We start from the raw sequence: 19121 nt of genomic DNA on the forward strand, positions 1-19121 counted from the left end.
GTGGCCTTGTTCATTTCCGAGGCGAGAGGCTCCCCGCGGGCCTGAACGTCAGCCGCAGTTGCCGTAGGGAGCGGTACGGCCGTTCCCGCCGAAGCGGACGCACGTCCCGGGCGCCTTCACGTACACCGGTCCCGCGTACCAGGCGAAGGAGCCGCTGTCGGCGATGACGCCGCCGCCCTTCTTCTGGATCCAGGCGGACACCGCCGACTTGGTGCCGACGTGCGTCGTCTTGATGGTGACGGCGCAGTTGTAGGTGGACGAGTTGCTGTACAGCAGGTAGGCGACGCCACCGGACACGCTCATGGAGCGCAGGACGTAGTACCCGCTCCCCTTGCCGCCGCTGTTGCACGCGGCCTGCGGGGTGTACTTGTTCGGCGGCTCCTTGGTGGGCGTCGAGCCGCCACCGCCGGTGCCCCTCGTGGGGGTCGCGCCACCGGGCTGCCTCGGCGAACCCGGTTTCGCGGACGCGTTCGGGTTCGCAGGGTTGCTGCTCTGGCCGGGCTTCGGCTGCCCCGGTTTCGTCTTCGTCGGGCTCTGGGCGTCACCACCGGAACCGTTCGCGGCCCCGGAGTCGCCCTGTGCGCCCTGGGGCTGGTCGGACGCCGATACAGACTGCCCCTTGCCGCTGTCGGGCCTTGTCGTGGCCCATGCGGCGCCGCCCGCGATGACCGCCGCGACCGCCACCGCCGCGGCGATCGGCACGACGAGCCGTCCCCGGCCCCTGCCGTTCGACCCGGAGCCGCCGGGCGGGCCGGGCGGAACCGGCGGCGGCGTTCCCGGAGCGCCGGGGCCGTGCGGCGGCGGTGTCGCCTCCCCGAAGGGATGCGGCTGCGGAGCCGTCCTGTGCCGGACACCGGAGGGGTCCGTGACGTGGTCGGGCGGCAGCAGCGCACCGGCCATGACGGACGGGGCGGCGTGCGGGTCCGTCGAGTTGGGCGGCGCGGACGCGTACTGCGGGCTGGGGATCTCGGCGGGAAGCCCGGGGAAGGCCGGCAGCGGCGGCACCGCGGACCCGGCCGAGGACGTGCCGCTGGCCGCGCCGACCAGCCGCTCCTGGGCCTCGCGGGCGGTCGGCCGCTGCGCGGGCTCCTTGGCCAGGCACGCGAGGACGAGCTCGCGCATCGGGCTCGGCAGGTCGCCCAGATCCGGCTCGCCGGTGAGGATCCGGTGCATGACCGTGGCCATCTCGTCGTTGCCGAACGCGGGACGTCCCGTGGCGGCGAACGCCATCGTCGTGCCCCAGGCGAACATGTCGGCCGCGGGGCCCACCTCTCCGCCGGTGAAGTGCTCAGGGGCCATGTAGGCGGGAGTGCCGACGTTCTGCGTCTCGCCCGCGGCGCCCAGCGCGCGCGCCACGCCGAAGTCGATGACGCGGGGCCCGTCCGGGCCCATCATGACGTTGTGCGGCTTGAAGTCGCGGTGCACGATGCCGGCCTGGTGGATCGCCGTGAGCGCTGTCAGGGTGCTCACCGCGAGCCGCTCCAGGGCGCCGCCCGTCCGCGGGCCCTCCGTCCGCACGACGTGGTGCAGCGACAGGCCGGGCACGTACTCGCTGACGATGTAGGGCTGGTCGCCCGCTACGTCGGCGTCCAGGACCTGCGCGGTGCAGAAGCGCGCGACGCGCTTGGCGACCTCCAGCTCGCGGACGAAGCGCGCGCGGGCGGACTCGTCCCCGGCGAGCCCGCCGTGCAGCAGCTTGATCGCGACGTGGTCGGCGGCGCGGGGCGCGCCTTCCCCGCCCCGCGGACGCCCCAGGAAGACCGCGCCCTGCCCGCCCTCGCCGAGGCGGCCCACGATCTCGTATCCGCCCAGCTCGACCGGGTCTCCCGACCGCAGTGGATGGGCATCCGGCATCGTCCTGTCCGTCACACCACTCGCTCCCCGTTGTCACACCGCGCCCCAGGACCGTTCCGCAAGACTAGGGCCCAACGATGGTATGCGGTCGGCAAAGCGGATGATCTAGCGCCGGTGGCCGCGACCGTATAATTGGACTATAGTCCGGTTGTATCCACGGGGGAGGAGGCGATGATGGACCGTCGCCCGGCCGGTGCGAGGCGCGTCGACCTGGAACTGATGCGGACGCCGCCGCCCAAGGAGCGCGCCGACGCCGCGCGCAACCGCGCGAAGGTGCTGGACGCCGCCGCGGCGCTCTTCGCCCGGCACGGTGTCGAGGCGGTCTCGATGGACGCCGTCGCCGCCGAGGCGGGCGTCGGCAAGGGCACGCTCTTCCGCAGATTCGGCGACAAGGCGGGCCTCGCCGTGGCGCTCCTGAACGAACGCGAGCGCGAACTCCAGGACGCGATCCTGTCCGGTCCCGCTCCTCTGGGCCCGGGTGAGGGCGGCACGGCCGTAGCGCCGTCCGAGCGTCTGCACGCCTTCGCCGACGCCTACCTGGACTACGCGCTCGACCATCTGTCGCTGGTGCGCATGTCCGAGACCGCTTCGCCGGGGGCCCGGTACCGGATCGGCGCCTACGGCTTCTGGCACCGCCACCTGACGATCCTGCTCGACCAGTGCGGTGACGCCGTCCCGGACGGCGAGGCCGCCGCGCACGCGCTGCTGGCCGTCCTCGGCGCGGAGCACCTGACCGCGATGGTGGAGAGCGTGGGGACGGAGCGCACCCGCGCCACCGTCCACAAGTTCTTCGACATGGCCCGCACCTAGCGGTCGGGCCGGAGAAGAGCCGGCCCGGAGAACGCGAAGGCCCCCGCGGGTGCGGGGGCCTTCGCGTGCCGGACCGGAGGTGCGGCCGGGCGTTCGGATGTGTCAGGCCGGGTCGGGCGTCCGCCGGCGGCGGCGGGAGTCCACCCGGCCTTCCGCCTTGCCCGGTGGGCCCTCCGGGGCGTGGTTGCGTTCGAGTTGCGCTGCGACCGCGAGGGCGCGCAGAGACGTCGTCTTCACGTGTTTGCGTTCACCGGTGGAACGGGTGCGGGGAATGCTGCTCGGCACGGTTCACCTCCATGGGTCGTGGACATGGGTGCTACCCGGCTGGCGGGAGTTCGCACGGTAGTTGCAACCGCAAGATCCTTCCGGCTATTCCGAGTGATCGTTCCGTTTAGCCCGCGTCCGGATCCGGCCCCGACGCATCCGGGCGCGGCTATCTAGGTTGTATACCTAACTAGATTGCCATACGGTTTAGCTCACAGGGCAGACTGGTCAGAGGAGACGACCTTGGAGATCCCGTCCGCCGCGGCGGCTCGGCACGGCCGCCGCCCCGCCCGCTCCGGAGGGTGACCGCAGTGCCCGCCGATCGCCGCGCGAGCTGGCTCAAGGGCGTCCTCGACCTGCTGGTCCTCGCGAGCCTCACCGGGGGCGAGAGCTACGGCTACGAGATCGCCAAGACGCTCGCCGGCGCGGGCCTCGGGCAGATCAAGGGCGGCACTCTGTACCCGGTCCTCAACCGCCTGGAAGAGGCCGGACTGGTGTCCGCGGAGTTCCGCGCCGCCGACCGCGGCCCCGGCCGCCGCTACTACCACCTCACAGACGAAGGCCGCGCGACGCTCGCCGAGCAGAGCGGCCTGTGGCTCGCGTTCGACGAGTCCGTGCGGAAGATGCTCACCCAGGGAGCCGGCCAATGAACAACCCCTACTTCGACGAACTGGCGGACCGGCTGCGCGCCCGCGGCCTCCCCGAGGACGAGGTCTCCCGCACCGTCGACGACCTCGCGGCGTTCGTGGCCGAGTCCGGCACCGACCCGGTGCAGGAGTTCGGCACGCCCGAAGAGTTCGCCCTCCAGGTCGCCCCGGACGAGGCGCCGGTCGACGTCCGCGGCGGCCCTGTCCCGCCGGACGAGGGCGAAACGTGGAAGTGGAGGGCCGACGCCTTCCATGAGCGTGAGGTCCTCAACCGCTACGGCGACGAGGGCTGGGAGGTGGAAAGGGTCGACAGCACGGGCCGCTTCGTGAGCCACCGCGACCCGGACGACCCGCAGCGCTGGGAGTACCACCGCGAGACCGTCCTGCCGGGGCGCCGCAAGGCCGTCGTCGACCGTCTCGCGCCTGACGGCTGGGAGCCCTGCGGCACCTGGATCTGCTTCGAGTACTTCAAGCGGCCCAAAGCGGCCACTCTCGGCCCGGAGGCGGAACTCCGCGAGGTCCCGGTGACGCCGTCCGGCCGCAACTTCTGGAGCAGGCGCTTCTATGTCTTCATCGCCTGCTACGGCGCCTTCCTGGCCGCCGTCTGCGTCGCCTGGATCGTCCTCGCCCCGAACGACTCGCACACCAGTTTCCTCACCGGCTTCCTCGTCGGCGCACTGATCGTCATGGCCCTGGTCGCGGCCCGCGTCTGGCTCGACCGCCGCCGTCGCGCCTCCTGAGGAAGGCCCGCGGCGGGGTGCACGCGCCCCGCTGGACGAAAATTTCCTCGCTTTTCACGTATCGCATCATCCGTCACTTTGTTCTCGCGAGGCGGCCATCCGAACCGCTCAACTGGGTAGGTATCCCAGGATTCGGCTCGCCCGCGGGTCGCCCCCGCCATGAGCGGCTCAGCGTGGAGTCCAGGAGACCGCCGGGCGCGGCCGGACGCGCCCCGAGCCTCTCCTGGGAGACACACGTGATCAGAAAGCTGCTCGTCGCCAACCGTGGCGAGATCGCCGTCCGCGCCTTCCGCGCGGCCTACGAACTCGGCATCGCCAGCGTCGCCGTGTACGCGCACGAGGACCGCCTGTCCCTGCACCGGCAGAAGGCGGACGAGGCGTACGAGATCGGGGAGCACGGGCACCCCGTCCGCGCCTACCTGGACGTGGACGGGATCGTGGAGACGGCGCTGCGGGTGGGCGCCGACGCCGTCTACCCCGGCTACGGGTTCCTGTCGGAGAGCCCCGAGCTCGCGGCGGCCTGCGAGCGCAACGGGATCAAGTTCGTCGGCCCGCCGTCCCGGGTGCTGAGCCTGGCGGGCAACAAGATCGAGGCGGTCGCGGCGGCGCGGCGCGCGGGCCTGCCGGTGCTGCGCTCGGCGACGCCCGAGCCGGGACGGGAGCTGGAGGCGGCCGACGAGGTCGGGTTCCCGCTGTTCGTCAAGGCCGCGGCGGGCGGCGGCGGGCGCGGGCTGCGCCGCGTCGACCACCGCGAGGAGCTGGAGGCCGCCGTTGACACGGCGCGCCGCGAGGCCGAGAGCGCGTTCGGCGACCCCACGGTGTTCCTGGAGCAGGCGGTGGACCGGCCCCGCCACATCGAGGTGCAGGTCCTCGCGGACGGCGCCGGGCACATCGTCCACCTGCGCGAGCGCGACTGCTCGGTGCAGCGCCGCCACCAGAAGGTCGTCGAGATCGCGCCCGCGCCCAGGCTGGACCCAGAGGTGACGCAGCGGCTCTGCGAGGACGCCGTGAAGTTCGCCCAAGAGATCGGCTACGAGAACGCGGGAACGGTCGAGTTCCTCGTGGACGCCCGCGGCGAGCACGTCTTCATCGAGATGAACCCCCGCATCCAGGTGGAGCACACCGTCACCGAGGAGGTCACGGGCGTCGACCTGGTGCAGAGCCAGCTGCGCATCGCGGGCGGCGAGACGCTCGCCGACCTCGGCATCGCGCAGGACGAGGTCAGCGTGAGCGGGTTCGCCGTGCAGTGCCGCATCACCACCGAGGACCCGGCGAACGGCTTCCGCCCCGACACCGGCAAGATCTCGGCGTACCGGTCGCCGGGCGGCGCCGGGGTGCGGCTCGACACCGGGACGGCCTACGGCGGCGCGATCGTGTCCCCGCACTTCGACTCGCTGCTGGTGAAGCTGACGTGCCGCGGCCGGACGTTCGAGGACGCGGTGCGCCGGGCGCGCCGGGCCGTCGCCGAGTTCCGCATCCGGGGGGTCGCGTCCAACATCCCGTTCCTTCAGGCGCTGCTGGACGAGCCCGACTTCCGCGCGGGCGGCGTCACCACGTCCTACATCGCCGACCACCCCGAGCTGCTCACGGCCCGCTCCAGCGGCGACCGCGCGACGCGGCTCGTCCGGTACCTGGCGGACGTCACGGTCAACAGGCCGCACGGCGACGCGCCCACCGACCTCGACCCGGCGACGAAGCTGCCGCCGCTGGACCTCGACGGCCCGTTCCCGGAGGGTTCGCGCGACCGGCTGCTGGCGCTCGGCGCGCGCGCGTTCGCCGAGCAACTCCGCAACCAGAACGCCCTGGCCGTCACCGACACGACGTTCCGCGACGCGCACCAGTCGCTGCTCGCCACGCGAGTACGCACCTATGACCTGCTGGCGGCCGCGCCCTACCTGGCCCGGATGACGCCGCAGCTCCTCTCCATCGAGGCATGGGGCGGGGCCACCTACGACGTCGCGCTCCGGTTCTTGGGCGAGTCGCCCTGGGACAGGCTGGCCGCGATCCGCGAGGCCGCGCCCAACCTGTGCATCCAGATGCTCCTGCGCGGCCGCAACACGGTCGGCTACACGCCGTACCCCGACTCGGTGGCTCGGGCCTTCGTCAAGGAGGCGGCCAGTACGGGAGTCGACATCTTCCGCGTGTTCGACGCCCTGAACGACGTCGAGCGTATGCGTCCGGCCATCGACGCCGCCCTCCAGACCCACGCGCTGGTGGAGGGCACCCTCTGCTACACCGGCGACCTGTCCTCCCCGGACGAGCGGCTCTACACGCTCGACTACTACCTGCGCCTGGCGGAGGAACTCGTCCAGGCGGGGGTCCACATCCTCTGCATCAAGGACATGGCCGGCCTGCTCCGGGCGCCCGCCGCGCGCACGCTCGTCAAGGCGCTCCGCGAGCGGTTCGACCTGCCGGTCCACCTGCACACCCACGACACGGCCGGCGGGCAGATCGGCACCTACATCGCCGCCATCGAAGCGGGCGTCGACGCCGTGGACGGCGCCGCCGCGCCGCTGTCGGGCACCACGAGCCAGCCGCCGCTCCAGGCGATCGTGGCCGCGACCGACTTCACCGAGCACGCCACCGGGATCGACCTGGACGCGCTGACCGTCATGGAGCCGTACTGGGAGGCCGTCCGGAAGCTCTACGCGCCGTTCGAGATGGGGCTGCCGTCGCCGACCGGGCGCGTCTACCGGCACGAGATCCCGGGCGGGCAGCTGTCCAACCTGCGGCAGCAGGCCGTCGCCCTCGGCCTCGGCGACCGCTTCGAGGAGATCGAGCGCCTCTACGCGGCCGCGGACGCCATCCTCGGACGGCTCGTGAAGGTCACCCCGTCCAGCAAGGTCGTGGGCGACCTGGCCCTGCACCTCGTCGCGGCGGGCGCCGACCCGGACGACTTCGCCGAGAACCCGGACCGCTACGACATCCCCGACAGCGTCATCGGGTTCCTGAACGGCGAACTGGGCGACCCGCCCGGCGGCTGGCCCGAGCCCTTCCGCACCAAGGCCCTCGCAGGACGCCAGTACACGCCCGCACGGGCCGAACTGGACGGCGCCGAAGAGAAGGCATTGGCCGGCCCAGAGGTCCGCGACACGCTCGACCGCCTGCTCTTCCCCGGTCCGGCGAAGGACTACCGCGAAGCCCGCGCCGCCTACGGCGACCTCTCGGTCCTGCCGACCGGCCCGTTCCTCTACGGGCTCCGCGCGGGGCACGAGGTGTCGTTCGACCTCGAACCCGGCGTCCGCGTCCTGGCCGGCCTGGAGGCCGTCGGCGACGTCGACGAGGCGGGCGTCCGGCAGGTCATCTGCACGGTGAACGGCCAGCTCCGGACGCTCTCCGTCCGCGACAAGTCCGTCAAGTCGGACGCGCCGCCGGTCGAGCGCGCCGACCCCGGCGAGCCCGGCCACGTCGCCGCCCCGTTCGACGGCTCGGTGACGCTGCGGGTGGCCAAGGGCGACGAGGTCGCCGCGGGAGACGTGGTCGCCACGATCGAGGCCATGAAGATGGAGGCCGCGATCACCGCCCCGGTCGCGGGCACGGTCGCCCGCCTGGCCGTCCCGGAGGCGACGCCCGTCCAGGCCGGCGACCTCCTCCTGGTCATCCAGGACGGCGCCTAGGCCTCCGTTCGCCCCTGGCGGGTCGCGTAGGTGCCCAGGGACGGTTCCAGCAGGTCGAAGGCGGTCTTCGCGGACTCCGCGAGGGCCGCCTCGATCTCTTCGTGGGTCTCGCCCTCGACGCTGCGGCGCAGGACCTCCTGGAACAGCACGCGGTGGACGCCGATGAACTGCGCGGCGGCGAGGCGGGGGAGGACGTCGTCCGGGGCCGCGCCGGTCTCCTCGGCGAGGACGGCGGCGAGGGCGTCCTCGCGCTCCTCGTGGAACTCGCGGAGCCGCGCCACCAGCGCCGGGCTCTCGGTGATCATGCGGGCGAAGTCGGGGCCGGAGAAGCCGATCACGGCGTCGTGCCACTCGACGGCCGCCAGGAAGGCGCGGCGCAGCGCGGCCAGCGCCGACTCGCCGGGGGCCCGCTCGGCGACCGTGCGCGCGGGCAGGGCCACGAAGACCTCGTGCAGGTCGAGGGCCAGGTCCTCCTTGCGGGGGAAGTAGTTGGTGACCGTCATCTTCGCCACCTGCGCCGCCGCCGCGACGTCGGCGATCGTCACCCGGTCGAAGCCGTGCCGCAGGAACAGCCGGGTCGCCTGGTTCGAGATGTTCTGGCGCGTCTGCTGCTTCTTCATCTCCCGCAGTCCCATGCGGCCATCCTCTCATAGTCCGACCTAAGTTCGTGCTAGACATATATTTATGTCGGATCCAAGTTTGGCCGACGGGCCGGACGGGTACCGAGACCGGGTGACCGTTCCCTCCCGGCCGCCGGATGTAAAGGACACAGCCCTGAACGCCAGCCACGCGCCGAGCGCATCCCCCCGCTCCACCGTGAACCTCGTCGACCCGATGAAGGACTACCTGTCCCGCATCGGGCGCACCGCGCTGCTCACCGCCGAGCAGGAGGTCGACCTGGCCAAGCGCATCGAGGCCGGCCTGTTCGCACGAGAGCGCCTCAGGACCCTGGGCGACGAGCTGAGCCTCCAGGACAAGCAGGACCTGGAGTGGATCGCCGCCGACGGGGCCCGCGCCAAGGAGCACATGGTCGAGGCGAACCTGCGCCTCGTCGTGTCGCTCGCCAAGCGCTACATGGGCCACGGCCTCCCGCTGAACGACCTCGTGCAGGAGGGCAACCTCGGGCTGATCCGCGCCGTGGAGAAGTTCGAGTACCGCCGCGGCCTGAAGTTCTCCACCTACGCCGTCTGGTGGATCAAGCAGGCGATCAGCCGCGCGCTGGCCGACCAGAGCCGCACCATCCGCATCCCCGTGCACGTCGTCGAGGTGCTCAACCGGATGACGCGGGTCCGGCGGCGGATGATGCAGGACCTCGGCCGCGAGCCGACCTCGCACGAGCTGGCCGTCGAACTGGACGTGACCCCCGAGAAGGTCGAGTGGCTGCGGCGGCAGGCCCGCGAGCCGCTGTCCCTGCACACCCCGCTCGGCGAGGACGGCGACGGCGAGCTCGCCGACGTCATCGAGGACCCCGAGGGCGGCGACCCCGCCGACGTCGTCGCGTCCTCGATGCTGCGCGGGCGGCTCGACGCCGTCCTGGAGACGCTCACCGAGCGCGAGGCCGGGGTCATCTCGCTGCGGTTCGGGCTGTCGGGCGGCGAGCCCAAGACCCTGGAGGAGGTCGGCAAGGTCTACGGGGTGACGCGCGAGCGCATCCGGCAGATCGAGTCCAAGGGCATGCACAAGCTGCGCCACCCGTCCCGCCGGGAGACCCTCGCCGACCTGCTCAGCTGACCGCCGGCGTTCTCCCGGAGACGCCGGCTCCGCCGGAGGAGGGCCGCGGCCCTCCTCCGGCGTGCCCGCCCGCGGGGGTCAGGTCGCGCGTCCCGAGCCTCCGGCCAGCCGCCGGGCCAGCTCGTCGCGCTCCCGGGTCAGCTCGGCCACCTCGTGCTGGAGTTCGAAGATGCGCCGGATGGCGGGCAGCGTCATGCCCTCGCCCATCATCGACACGACCTCCTGGATGCGGCCGATCTCGTGGCGGCTGTAGCGGCGCTGGCCGCCGGCGGAGCGCTGGGGGGAGACGACCCGGTGGTCGTCGATGCGGCGCAGGAACGCCTGCTGCACGTCCAGCATCTGCGCGACCTGTCCCACCGTGAACAGCGCGGCGTGCTCGTCGTCGATCGGCAGGTTCATGGGGGGCCTCCTTGTCGCCGATGCCGTCCCGGCGGACGGCCGGGCAGTGCGGACGGCCCCGGTCCGCGCGGCGCCTCGATGGCCGCGCGGACCGGGGCCGTCCGGATGCCGCGGGTCAGCTCCTGATCGCCTTCCGGCCGTCGCCGGACTGCTGGACGGCGACCTTGCGCGGCCGCGCCCGCTCCAGCACCGGGATGCGGACGGCGAGGACGCCGTTGTCGTACGCGGCCTCGATCGCCTCCGCGTCCAGGTGCTCCGACAGGTAGACCCGGCGCGTGAAGGAGCCCATGGTGCGCTCGCGGACGAAGACGCGCTCGTCCTCGCCGAACTCCTCCTCGCGGCGCGCGGTCACCGAGAGCACGCCGCGGTCGACCGTGACCTCGATGGAGCCGGGGTCGACCCCCGGCAGGTCGAACCGCAGGACGACGTCGTCGGCGCGGCGGATGCCGTCCATCGGCATGCCGGCGCCGCCCTGGCCGGCGGCCTGGCGGACCGCCCGGTCGAACTGGCGCTCGAACTCCTGCACGAACGGGTCGATCGACGTCAGCAACATTGACCATCACCTCCGAAGACCCTCGGCGCCTGGCTGCGCGCCGATTACCTGTTCCTCGTACAAGAGGAAGTCTGCAACTCCAGTTATAAGTAACCTGGAAGCCGGTGTCAAGACGGCGGTCCCGCGAACGCCGCGCGCCGACGGTCGGACGGGGGCAGGAGGAGGTGGCGGGACCGACCCGTTCTGGTGGCTCTGGCCCTGGTTTCCACCGCCGGGATGAGAGAGTGGATGATCTAGAAGGGGCCTCTTCGGGGGCGCGGCGGCGCGGAGAGACGGGGACGATGGCCAGAGGGCTGGGACGGCTGACGGGACGCGGCGTCGCACGGGGCGCGGCCGCGGGCGCGGCGCTCGTCCTGATGTTGACGACGGCCCAGGTCGCGGCGACGGCGGCCGGGCCGGACGCGGGCCCGGCGGCGGTCGTCGCGGCGCCGCCGTCCACCGTGCCGTTCGATCCCGCCAAGCTGCGGGCCACCCTGGACGCCACGCGCGACGCCGGCATGTACGGGCTGTTCTCCGAGGCCCGCGACGGCCGCACGGAGTGGAAGGGCGCGGCCGGCGTCGCGGACGTCCGCACGGAGCGCCCGGTCACCCCGGACATGCGGCACCGGGTCGGCAGCGTCACCAAGTCGTTCGTCGCCACCGCGATTCTCCAGCAGGTCGAGCGGGGCCGCGTCGACCTCGACGCCCCGATCGCCCGCTACCTGCCCGGCGTCGTCCCGGGGCGCCTCGGCGACCAGACCACGGTGCGGATGCTGCTCGGCCACACCAGCGGGATCGGCGACTACGTCCCCGCGGCGTTCCCCTCCCTGCGGGACCTGTCGCCCGACAGCCTGGACGACGGTAGGTTCCGCCGCGTCAGGCCCGCGCAGCTCATCGCGTGGGGGCTGAAGGCGCCGCGCACGGGCGAGCCCGGCGAGCGCTGGTCGTACTCCAACACCAACTACGTCATCGCCGGGGAGCTCCTGGAGAAGGTGACCGGCGCCAAGGCGGAGGAGTACATCACCCGCAACGTCATCCGGAAGGCCGGGCTGAAGCACACCTACTTCCCGTCCACGCCCTGGATCGCGGGCCCGCACTCGCGGATGTACGAGTCGCTGTACCAGCATGTGACGCCGCCGCGCGACTACAGCACCTACGACATGAGCTGGGCCGGGACGGCGGGGGCGCTGGTCTCCACCATGGACGACCTCAACCGCTTCTACCGCCGGCTCCTCACCGGCGGCCTCATCGGGCCCGGCGCCCTGGCGCAGATGCGGCGGACCGTCCCGGTGAAGGACGCGGACGGCAACGTCCTGATGAACTACGGCCTCGGGCTCTACTCCCTCGACCTCCCGTGCGGGACGTTCTGGGGCCACGACGGCGCGGTCTTCGGCGCCGGGACCCAGTCGCTGACGTCCGCCGGCGGCGAGCGGCAGATCTCGGTCGCCATCAACCTGATGAAGTACCAGCAGCTCAGCGCCGGCGGCGCGCCCGTCCCGCACCCGATCGACAACGCGCTGGCCGCGCACGTGGTGGAGGCCCTGTGCGGCAGCCGCCCCGCGACCGCCGCGGCCGGGCCCGCGGCGGAGGTGCGGCTGCTGCCGCTCCAGACCCTCCGCGCCGCCGGGTGAGGGCGGCCCCCGAGGGAGGTCAGGCGAGGTCGGACGGGTCGGTGTTCGCGCCGCACAGGACGACCACCACGCGCTCCCCGGGCGCCGGGCGGTAGGCGCCGCTCCGGAGCGCCGCCACGGCGGTCGCCGTGCCGTGCTCGACGACCAGCCGGTACTCCTCCCAGACGAACCGGCGCGCCTCGATGATCGCCTCGTCGGTCACGAGGACGGGGCGCACCCCGGTGCGGGACGCGACCGCGAACGCGATCTCGCCGAGCCGGGTCGCGCCGAGGGAGTCGGCGGCGATACCCGACACCTCCACGTCGACGGGGCGTCCCGCGTGCAGGGCGCGCTCCAGGGTCGGGATCGTCTCGGGCTCGACGCCGACGACGCGCGCCCTGCCCTCGAGGGCGGTGGCGACGCCCGCCATGAGCCCTCCGCCGCCGATCGCGAGCAGGACGGTGTCGACCTCGCCGCCGGTCTGCTCCAGCACCTCCGCGCCGAGCGTGCCCTGGCCCGCGCACACCTCCGGCAGGTCGTAGGCGTGGCAGAACAGCGCGCCGGTGTCGGCGGCGCGCTTGGTCGCGGCCTCCTGCGCCTCGGCGTACCGGGTGCCGACCTGGACGACCGCGGCGCCGAGGGCCCGCAGCCGCGCGACCTTCACCGCGGGCGCCGTCTCCGGCACGTACACCTCGGCCGGGACGCCCGCCCGCGCCGCCGCGTACGCGAAGGCGAGCCCCGCGTTGCCGCCGGAGGCCGCGACGACGCCGGTCTCCGGCAGCCGCCCCTCCTCGCGCGCGGCCAGGATGTGGTTGAACGCGCCGCGCGCCTTGAACGACCCGGTGTGCTGGGTCAGTTCGAGCTTCAGCCACATCCGCCCGGCGGGCGCGAGCGGGTCCGGCTCGACCTCGACCATCGGCGTGCGGCGGACACGGCCCGCGACACGCCCCGCCGCGGCCTGGACGTCTGAGTGATCGATCACCGGGCTTCCTCTCCGAGGCATCAGCAGCCAACACAAGTTTGGGACATGACAGGCGATCGGGCCAGCCGGGCCTGCGACCATCATCCCGGCGCGGGCCCCTGACGGCGTCCCGTGCCCCGGTCAGCCTCCGGTGCGGGTTTGGTCAGCGCTCGCGGCGAGCCTCTTCACCGGCGCGGGAAACACGTCCCGCCGGACAGGGAGGTCCCCATGAAGAACGTCCTCATCTCGGGTGCGAGCATCGCCGGCCCCGCGCTGGCGTACTGGCTGAGGCGGTACGGGTTCGGCGTGACGGTCGTGGAGGTGGCGCCCGGGCCGCGTCCCGGCGGGCAGGCGGTCGACGTGCGCGGACCGGCCCTGGAGGTCGCCGAGCGCATGGGCGTCCTCGACCGGATCCGCGAGCGGCGCGTCGAGATGCGCGGCATGTCCATGGTGGACGGGGAGGGCGAGGAGCTGTACCGCAGCGAGGAGCACACGATCACCGGCGGCGACCTGGCCGGCCCCGACGTGGAGATCCTGCGCGACGACCTGTCCCGGATCCTGATGGACGCGGCCGGCGACGGCGTCGAGTACCTCTACGGCGACTCGATCGCCGGGCTGGAACAGGAGGACGGCGGCGTCCGGGTGATCTTCCAGAGCGGGACGATCCGCACGTTCGACCTGGTCGTCGGCGCGGACGGTGCGCACTCCACCACCCGCCGGCTCGTCTTCGGCCCGGAGCGGGACTACCTCACCCACCTCGGCACCTACCTGGCGGTGTGGACCGCCCCGAACTTCCTCGGCCTCGACCGCTGGCAGGTGTTCCACCAGATGCCGGGCAGCAGCTGGGGCGGCGGCGTGATGAGCGTCCGCGGCAACGAGGAGGTCCGCGTCTACCTGGGGTTCGAGTCCGAGCGGCCGATCGAGTACGACCACCGCGACACCGCCGCGCAGAAGAAGATCATGGCGGACGCGCTGGCCGGCGGCGGCTGGGTGCTGCCCGAGCTGCTGGAGACGATGTGGGACGCGCCGGACTTCCACTTCGACTCGATGGCGCAGATCCGCATGGACTCCTGGTCGAAGGGGCGGGTCGTCCTGCTCGGGGACGCCGGCTACTGCGGGTCGCCGCTGTCGGGGCAGGGCACCAGCATGGCCATGGTCGGCGCGTACGTCCTGGCCGGGGAGCTGAAGGCGGCGGGCGGCGACCACCGCGCCGCGTTCGCGGGCTACGAGAAGGAGCTGCGCGGCTACGTCGCCGCCAACCAGGAGCTGGCGCTGACCAACAAGGCGCGGGCGGAGGCGCAGCGGAACGCCGAGACCGGCGCCGAGGCGGGCGCCGGGACCGGGGCGATCGACTTCCAGGACTTCGGCGAGATCGTCGGCTCGTTCACCGTGCGGGACTACTGAGCGAGGCGGCGCGGTCCAGCAGGACCTTGCGTTCGGGCGCGTTGCGGGTCAGCTCCGCGGCGCGCTCGAACTGGGCCCGCGCCTCCTCCAGCCGGCCGAGGCGGGCGAGCAGGTCGCCGCGGACGCTCGGCAGCAGGTGGTAGCCGCGCAGGGCGGGCTCGTCCACGAGCGCGTCGGCGAGCTCCAGGCCCTTCTCGGGGCCGTGCGCCATGCCGACCGCCACGGCCCGGTTCAGCTCCACGACGGGGGACGGCGCGACGCGGGAGAGGATCTCGTAGAGGGACGCGATCTGCGCCCAGTCCGTCTCCTCGGCGGTCAGGGCCTGCGCGTGGCAGGCGGCGATCGCGGCCTGCAGGACGTAGGGGCCGGGCGGCTCGCCGATCTTCTTCGCGCGCAGCAGCGCCGCGAACCCGCGGTGGATGAGGAGCCGGTCCCACCGGGCGCGGTCCTGCTCCAGCAGCGGCACGGGCTCCCCGGACGGTCCGGTGCGCGCCCGGGTCCGGGACGCCTGGATCTCCATCAGCGCGACGAGCCCGTGCACCTCGGGCTCGCCGGGGGCCAGCTCCGCGAGGATCCGGCCGAGGCGCAGCGCCTCGCGGCACAGGTCCGTGCGCACCCACGCGTCGCCGGCGCTGGCGGCGTACCCCTCGTTGAAGACGAGGTAGACGACCTCCAGCACGGAGGCCAGCCGGGCGGCGCGGTCGGGCCCCTCGGGGACCTCGAACGGGACGCCCGCCTCCGACAGGGTCCGCTTCGCCCGGACGATCCGCTGCGCCATGGTCGCCTCGGGGACGAGGAAGGCGTGCGCGATCTCCTCGGTGGTGAGGCCGCCGAGCATGCGCAGCGTCAGCGCGACCCGCGCCTGCGCGGACAGGACCGGGTGGCAGGCGGTGAAGACCAGCCGGAGGACGTCGTCCTCGATGCGATCGTCGTCCGGGACGTCGAACTCCTCGGCCGGCGCCTGGGTCCCCAGGTCGCGGCCCAGTTCCTCGATCTTGTCCTCGAGGCGCCGCAGCCGCCGGATCCGGTCGATGGCGCGGCGCTTGCCCACGGCCATGAGCCAGGCGCCCGGGTTGTCCGGGACGCCTGACTCCGGCCACTGTTCGAGCGCGGCGACCAGTGCGTCCTGCGCGAGTTCCTCGGCGAGCCCGATGTCGTGCACCATGCGGGCGAGACCGGCGATGATCCGCGCGGCCTCCAGCCGCCACACCGCGTCGATGGTCGCGTGCACGCCGGTGCCGCGCGCGAGCGCCTCCCGCGCCCCGGGCTCGTCCGATGCCGTCACGCTGCCGATGAGAGCACCCGCACCGGCCGCCGCGCAAGCTCGGCGGGCGCCCGGCCCGGCCGGACGCCCGCCGGGCGCGACGGGCTCACGCGCCGGGGAGGTCCTCCGGTCCGAACACCTGCTGGATGACGCCCTCGCCGTCGCCGACGATCTGCCAGAACCGCTTGGACAGCTCGATCGCCTCCTCGCGGCTGCTCGCCTCGATGAGCGCGAAACCGACGACCGTCTCCTTCGCCTCGGCGAACGGGCCGTCGAGGACGGTGACCTTGCCGCCGGACGACTTGATGCGGGTGCCGCCGGGCTCCAGGCCGCCCGTCGCGAGCAGCACTCCGGCCCGGGCCATCTCCTCGATGAACTTGCCCATCTCCGTCTGCATCTTCTCGTCCGGCGGCGCGCCGTTCGCGGAGCCGTCGTCCGTCGTCATCATCAGGAACCGCATCTTCGTCTCCTCTGCTCACCGGCCGGTCCCTCCCGGCCTGTCACGAACGCGTCGAAGAAGGTGTGACCGGATCGACATCCCGGCCAAGAATCTTCAGATTTTTCTTCTGACCCGTATCGTGCCAGGTCACGGCGCTCCGGCCGGGAAGATCCCGAGCCTTTGCCGAGAAGTCCATCAAGTAGGACATTCCGGACCGGTGGGCAAGTGAGTCTCCAACGAGTAGCTTCATCCGGTGGAAAGCTTCTTGCGCGTCGAGGAGGACGTCCCATGGGAGTTCCGTCGCCGGTGACCGGTGGGCCGTCCGACCGGGGGCGAGGTGCGAGGCGTCATGAGCGCCACTGAGCCGCCCGCCGACCGGGCCCGCGTCGCCCAGGAGCACCGGGCGGTGGGCCCGACGGTGCTGCGGATACTGGTCGGCGCGCAGCTGCGCCGCTACCGGGAGGCCGCCGGCATCTCCACCGAGGCCGCCGGGTACGAGATCCGCGGCTCGCACTCCAAGATCAGCCGGATGGAGCACGGCCGGGTCGGCTTCAAGGAGCGCGACGTCGCCGACCTGCTGACCCTCTACGGCGTGACCGACCCGTCGCTGCGCGAGCCGCTGCTGGAACTGGCCGAGCAGGCCGGGGCGCCGGGCTGGTGGCAGGGGTTCGGCGACGTGGTCCCGTCCTGGTTCGAGCCCTACCTGGGCCTGGAGCAGGGCGCCGTGCTCCTGCGCGTGTACGAGGCCCAGGACGTCCCGGAGCTGCTGCAGACCGGCGACTACGCCCGCGCCGTCCTCGCGGCCCGCCATCCGGAGGCGGGACGGGAGGAGATCGAACGGCGGGTCGAGCTGCGGATGCGCCGTCGCCGCGTGTTCGAGCGCCCGGACCCGCTGCGGCTGTGGGCGGTGCTGGACGAGGCGGTGCTGCTCCGCACGGCCGGCGGCCCCGCCACGATGCGCGCCCAGCTGAGGCACCTGATCGAGATGGCGGACCTGCCGAACATCACCGTGCAGATCCTCCCGTTCGCCTCGGGCGGGCACGCGGCCGAAGGCGGCCCGATGACGCTCCTGCGCTTCGCCGAGCCCGAGCTGCCCGACGTGGTGTACCTGGAGCACCTCACCTGCGCCCTCTACCCGGACCGTGCGTCCGACATCGCCCGGTACCGCGACGTCCTGAACCGCGTCAGCGTCCAGGCCGAGCCCCCGTCCCGCACCCCGCGCTCCTCCAGGCCGCCCTGGCCCGGCTCGGCTAGCACCGGCCTCGCCGGGCCTTCGGCGACCCGCCCCGCCCCGCGGGACCACTGCCCTACTGCGCGGTGGGGACGTAGGTGGCGACGATGACGCCGGTCTTGAAGACCTTGGTGTCGGACAGCTCGAACGTGGCCGAGAAGTCGGCGGCGTTGAGCAGCTCGTCGGTGCTCCCGGGCCCGACGAGCACCGGGTGGATCCACAGGCGCAGCTCGTCCAGCAGGCCGTTCTCGACGAGCGTCCGCGATACCGGGCCGAAGCCGTACTGCAGGACGTCCTGGCCGTCCTGCTCCTTCAGCTTGGTGATCTCGGAGACCGCCGCCGCCCGCGGGATCGCCGTCGTGTCGCCCCAGCCCGGCTTGCGCAGGGAGTCGGACACGACGTAGTGGGGCAGCGTGTTCATCCGGACGCCGAAGTCGCCGGTGGCCTCCTCCATGGCCGGCCAGGCCTGGGAGAAGCCGTCGAACGTCTTGCGTCCCATCAGGATGGCGCCGCAGGAGAACAGCAGCTCCCTGGCGTAGGCGGCGGCCTCGTCCTGGAAGTAGGCCGAGGTCCAGTTCTGCGGGTTCTCGATGACGCCGTCGAGCGACACGTACGTCGAGTTGATGATCTTTCGCATGGTCTCCTCCGTCGGTCCGATCGTTCGCCTTCCGGCGCGGTGGGACCACGATGCGGCAGACCGTTTACCGGATCCTTACGACGCCTTTCCGGCGCCCTTCCGCACCCGTTCGAGCAGGGCGGGATCGTTGACGCCGCGCTCCAGCCAGGCGAGGAGGGCGCCCACCGGATCGGACGCCGGTTCCAGGAGCAGGTTCGGGCCTACGAGGGCGGCGACGTCCTCGTAGGCGTCGCCGTGGTCGGTGAGCGTCCACCCCTGCCACAGGGCGGGCAGACGGCGCGGGTCGAGCGGCAGGTCGGTGGACCACCAGTCCGCTCGGCGTTTCACGGCATCGAGGTACAGGCCGCTGTTCGGGACGGCGCCCAGCGCGGCCGAGCGGGTCGCCGCCTCCTGGGGGAGGAGGAGAACGTCCGGACCGGCTAGAAGGTAGTCGCTCAGGCGGAGCGCCCAGTCGCCGTTCAGAGCCAGGGCGCCCGTCGCGTCCCGGACGGCGATGAGCGTTTCGGGCCGCGTGCTCGGTTCCTCGTCGTCCTCGGGTGGCCATCCCCACTGCTCGCCTGGGGGGTGCGGCGGGTCGTCCAGGTAGAGGACGGTGTCGTAGGGCAGGCCGAGGTACTCCATGACCTCGTGCAGGCTCCGCGTCGCCCAGGTGACGTCCCAACCGGGCCACAGGGCGCGGACGATGCCCAGCCAGGCGCGGAGCGCGACGACGTCCGGGTCCCGGAGGTCGTCGAAGATGTGGACGAGCATCCGCCGGTGCCGCAGGTCGAGCATGAGGACGCCGTTCCACCACACGGAGTTCATCCAGAAGTCCGGGGTGCCGCCGTCCTGCGCGCGGACGAACTCGACCGTGCGCTCCGGGCCGGCGAGGACGTCGTGCCAGAGCGTGTAGGCGCCGCGATGCCGCGACCAGACGCGATGGCCGGTCCGGTCGACGATGACGTAATGGGCGTGCCCTCCGGTCACGGATTCACATTAGGG

Annotated in this window: 17 protein-coding genes and 1 pseudogene; 8 read left to right on the plus strand and 10 right to left on the minus strand. The window is 72.8% G+C overall.

From position 1 onward, the window contains the following. Positions 1-48: 48 nt before the first annotated feature. Positions 49-1869, minus strand: a complete 1821-nt coding sequence (locus AB0C21_RS25590; RefSeq protein WP_500207461.1) for a serine/threonine protein kinase — start codon at positions 1867-1869, stop codon at positions 49-51. A 159-nt stretch (positions 1870-2028) separates the two neighbouring features. On the opposite strand from AB0C21_RS25590, the gene AB0C21_RS25595 reads away from it, so the two are divergent. Next, complete coding sequence (locus tag AB0C21_RS25595; RefSeq protein ID WP_500207463.1) at positions 2029-2664, plus strand: TetR/AcrR family transcriptional regulator; 636 nt, start codon at positions 2029-2031, stop codon at positions 2662-2664. A gap of 102 nt (positions 2665-2766) precedes the next feature. Here the strand turns inward: AB0C21_RS25595 and AB0C21_RS25600 are convergent, their stop codons facing one another. After that, positions 2767-2901 (minus strand): hypothetical protein, encoded by a 135-nt coding sequence (locus AB0C21_RS25600; RefSeq protein ID WP_500207465.1) that lies wholly within the window; start codon positions 2899-2901, stop codon positions 2767-2769. A 338-nt stretch (positions 2902-3239) separates the two neighbouring features. Here AB0C21_RS25600 and AB0C21_RS25605 point away from each other — a divergent pair, with 338 nt between their 5' ends. The 3 genes from AB0C21_RS25605 to AB0C21_RS25615 all read left to right on the plus strand — a co-directional run bounded on the left by AB0C21_RS25605 (position 3240) and on the right by AB0C21_RS25615 (position 7932). Then, positions 3240-3578, plus strand: a complete 339-nt coding sequence (locus AB0C21_RS25605) for a PadR family transcriptional regulator (protein WP_500207467.1) — start codon at positions 3240-3242, stop codon at positions 3576-3578. After that, entirely contained in the window at positions 3575-4315 is a 741-nt protein-coding gene (locus AB0C21_RS25610) for a hypothetical protein (protein WP_500207469.1), read from the plus strand. Before AB0C21_RS25605 ends, AB0C21_RS25610 begins: the two co-directional genes overlap by 4 nt. 236 nt (positions 4316-4551) lie before the next feature. Further along, a complete protein-coding gene (locus AB0C21_RS25615) occupies positions 4552-7932 on the plus strand; it encodes a pyruvate carboxylase (RefSeq protein WP_500207471.1) in 3381 nt (1126 codons plus the stop codon). On the opposite strand, the gene AB0C21_RS25620 is transcribed toward AB0C21_RS25615, so the two are convergent. Further along, positions 7929-8567 (minus strand): TetR/AcrR family transcriptional regulator, encoded by a 639-nt coding sequence (locus AB0C21_RS25620; protein WP_500207472.1) that lies wholly within the window; start codon positions 8565-8567, stop codon positions 7929-7931. The two genes, AB0C21_RS25615 and AB0C21_RS25620, sit on opposite strands and share 4 nt — an antisense overlap. 154 nt (positions 8568-8721) lie before the next feature. On the opposite strand from AB0C21_RS25620, the pseudogene AB0C21_RS25625 reads away from it, so the two are divergent. Then, a pseudogene (locus AB0C21_RS25625) lies at positions 8722-9663 on the plus strand (RNA polymerase sigma factor); the annotation flags it as partial. Between the two features lie 78 nt (positions 9664-9741). Here the strand turns inward: AB0C21_RS25625 and AB0C21_RS25630 are convergent. Beyond that, on the minus strand, positions 9742-10062 hold the full coding sequence (locus tag AB0C21_RS25630) for a MerR family transcriptional regulator (RefSeq protein WP_500207474.1): 321 nt from the start codon (positions 10060-10062) through the stop codon (positions 9742-9744). A gap of 115 nt (positions 10063-10177) precedes the next feature. Further along, entirely contained in the window at positions 10178-10615 is a 438-nt protein-coding gene (locus AB0C21_RS25635) for an Hsp20/alpha crystallin family protein (RefSeq protein WP_500207475.1), read from the minus strand. 281 nt (positions 10616-10896) lie between these two features. Here AB0C21_RS25635 and AB0C21_RS25640 point away from each other — a divergent pair, with 281 nt between their 5' ends. After that, on the plus strand, positions 10897-12225 hold the full coding sequence (locus AB0C21_RS25640; RefSeq protein ID WP_500207477.1) for a serine hydrolase domain-containing protein: 1329 nt from the start codon (positions 10897-10899) through the stop codon (positions 12223-12225). A gap of 19 nt (positions 12226-12244) precedes the next feature. Here AB0C21_RS25640 and AB0C21_RS25645 read toward each other — a convergent pair whose 3' ends face one another. After that, positions 12245-13186, minus strand: a complete 942-nt coding sequence (locus tag AB0C21_RS25645; RefSeq protein WP_500207478.1) for a threonine/serine dehydratase — start codon at positions 13184-13186, stop codon at positions 12245-12247. A 207-nt stretch (positions 13187-13393) separates the two neighbouring features. Here AB0C21_RS25645 and AB0C21_RS25650 point away from each other — a divergent pair, with 207 nt between their 5' ends. Next, entirely contained in the window at positions 13394-14569 is a 1176-nt protein-coding gene (locus AB0C21_RS25650) for an FAD-dependent monooxygenase (RefSeq protein WP_500207480.1), read from the plus strand. Here AB0C21_RS25650 and AB0C21_RS25655 read toward each other — a convergent pair. Both AB0C21_RS25655 and AB0C21_RS25660 read right to left on the minus strand, forming a co-directional pair. Continuing rightward, positions 14550-15854, minus strand: a complete 1305-nt coding sequence (locus tag AB0C21_RS25655) for an RNA polymerase sigma factor (RefSeq protein ID WP_500207482.1) — start codon at positions 15852-15854, stop codon at positions 14550-14552. The genes AB0C21_RS25650 and AB0C21_RS25655 overlap by 20 nt on opposite strands. Before the next feature lie 85 nt (positions 15855-15939). Further along, entirely contained in the window at positions 15940-16293 is a 354-nt protein-coding gene (locus tag AB0C21_RS25660; protein ID WP_500207483.1) for a YciI family protein, read from the minus strand. 328 nt (positions 16294-16621) lie between these two features. Here AB0C21_RS25660 and AB0C21_RS25665 point away from each other — a divergent pair, with 328 nt between their 5' ends. After that, positions 16622-17614, plus strand: a complete 993-nt coding sequence (locus tag AB0C21_RS25665) for a Sco1979 family transcriptional regulator (RefSeq protein WP_500207485.1) — start codon at positions 16622-16624, stop codon at positions 17612-17614. Here the strand turns inward: AB0C21_RS25665 and AB0C21_RS25670 are convergent. Both AB0C21_RS25670 and AB0C21_RS25675 read right to left on the minus strand, forming a co-directional pair. Further along, complete coding sequence (locus tag AB0C21_RS25670; RefSeq protein ID WP_500207486.1) at positions 17580-18140, minus strand: dihydrofolate reductase family protein; 561 nt, start codon at positions 18138-18140, stop codon at positions 17580-17582. The genes AB0C21_RS25665 and AB0C21_RS25670 overlap by 35 nt on opposite strands. Positions 18141-18215: 75 nt before the next feature. After that, positions 18216-19106, minus strand: a complete 891-nt coding sequence (locus AB0C21_RS25675) for a hypothetical protein (protein ID WP_500207488.1) — start codon at positions 19104-19106, stop codon at positions 18216-18218. Between the last annotated feature and the right edge of the window lie 15 nt (positions 19107-19121).

The sequence above is a fragment of the Spirillospora sp. NPDC049024 genome (genome assembly GCF_040649235.1).
GTDB lineage: Bacteria > Actinomycetota > Actinomycetes > Streptosporangiales > Streptosporangiaceae > Spirillospora.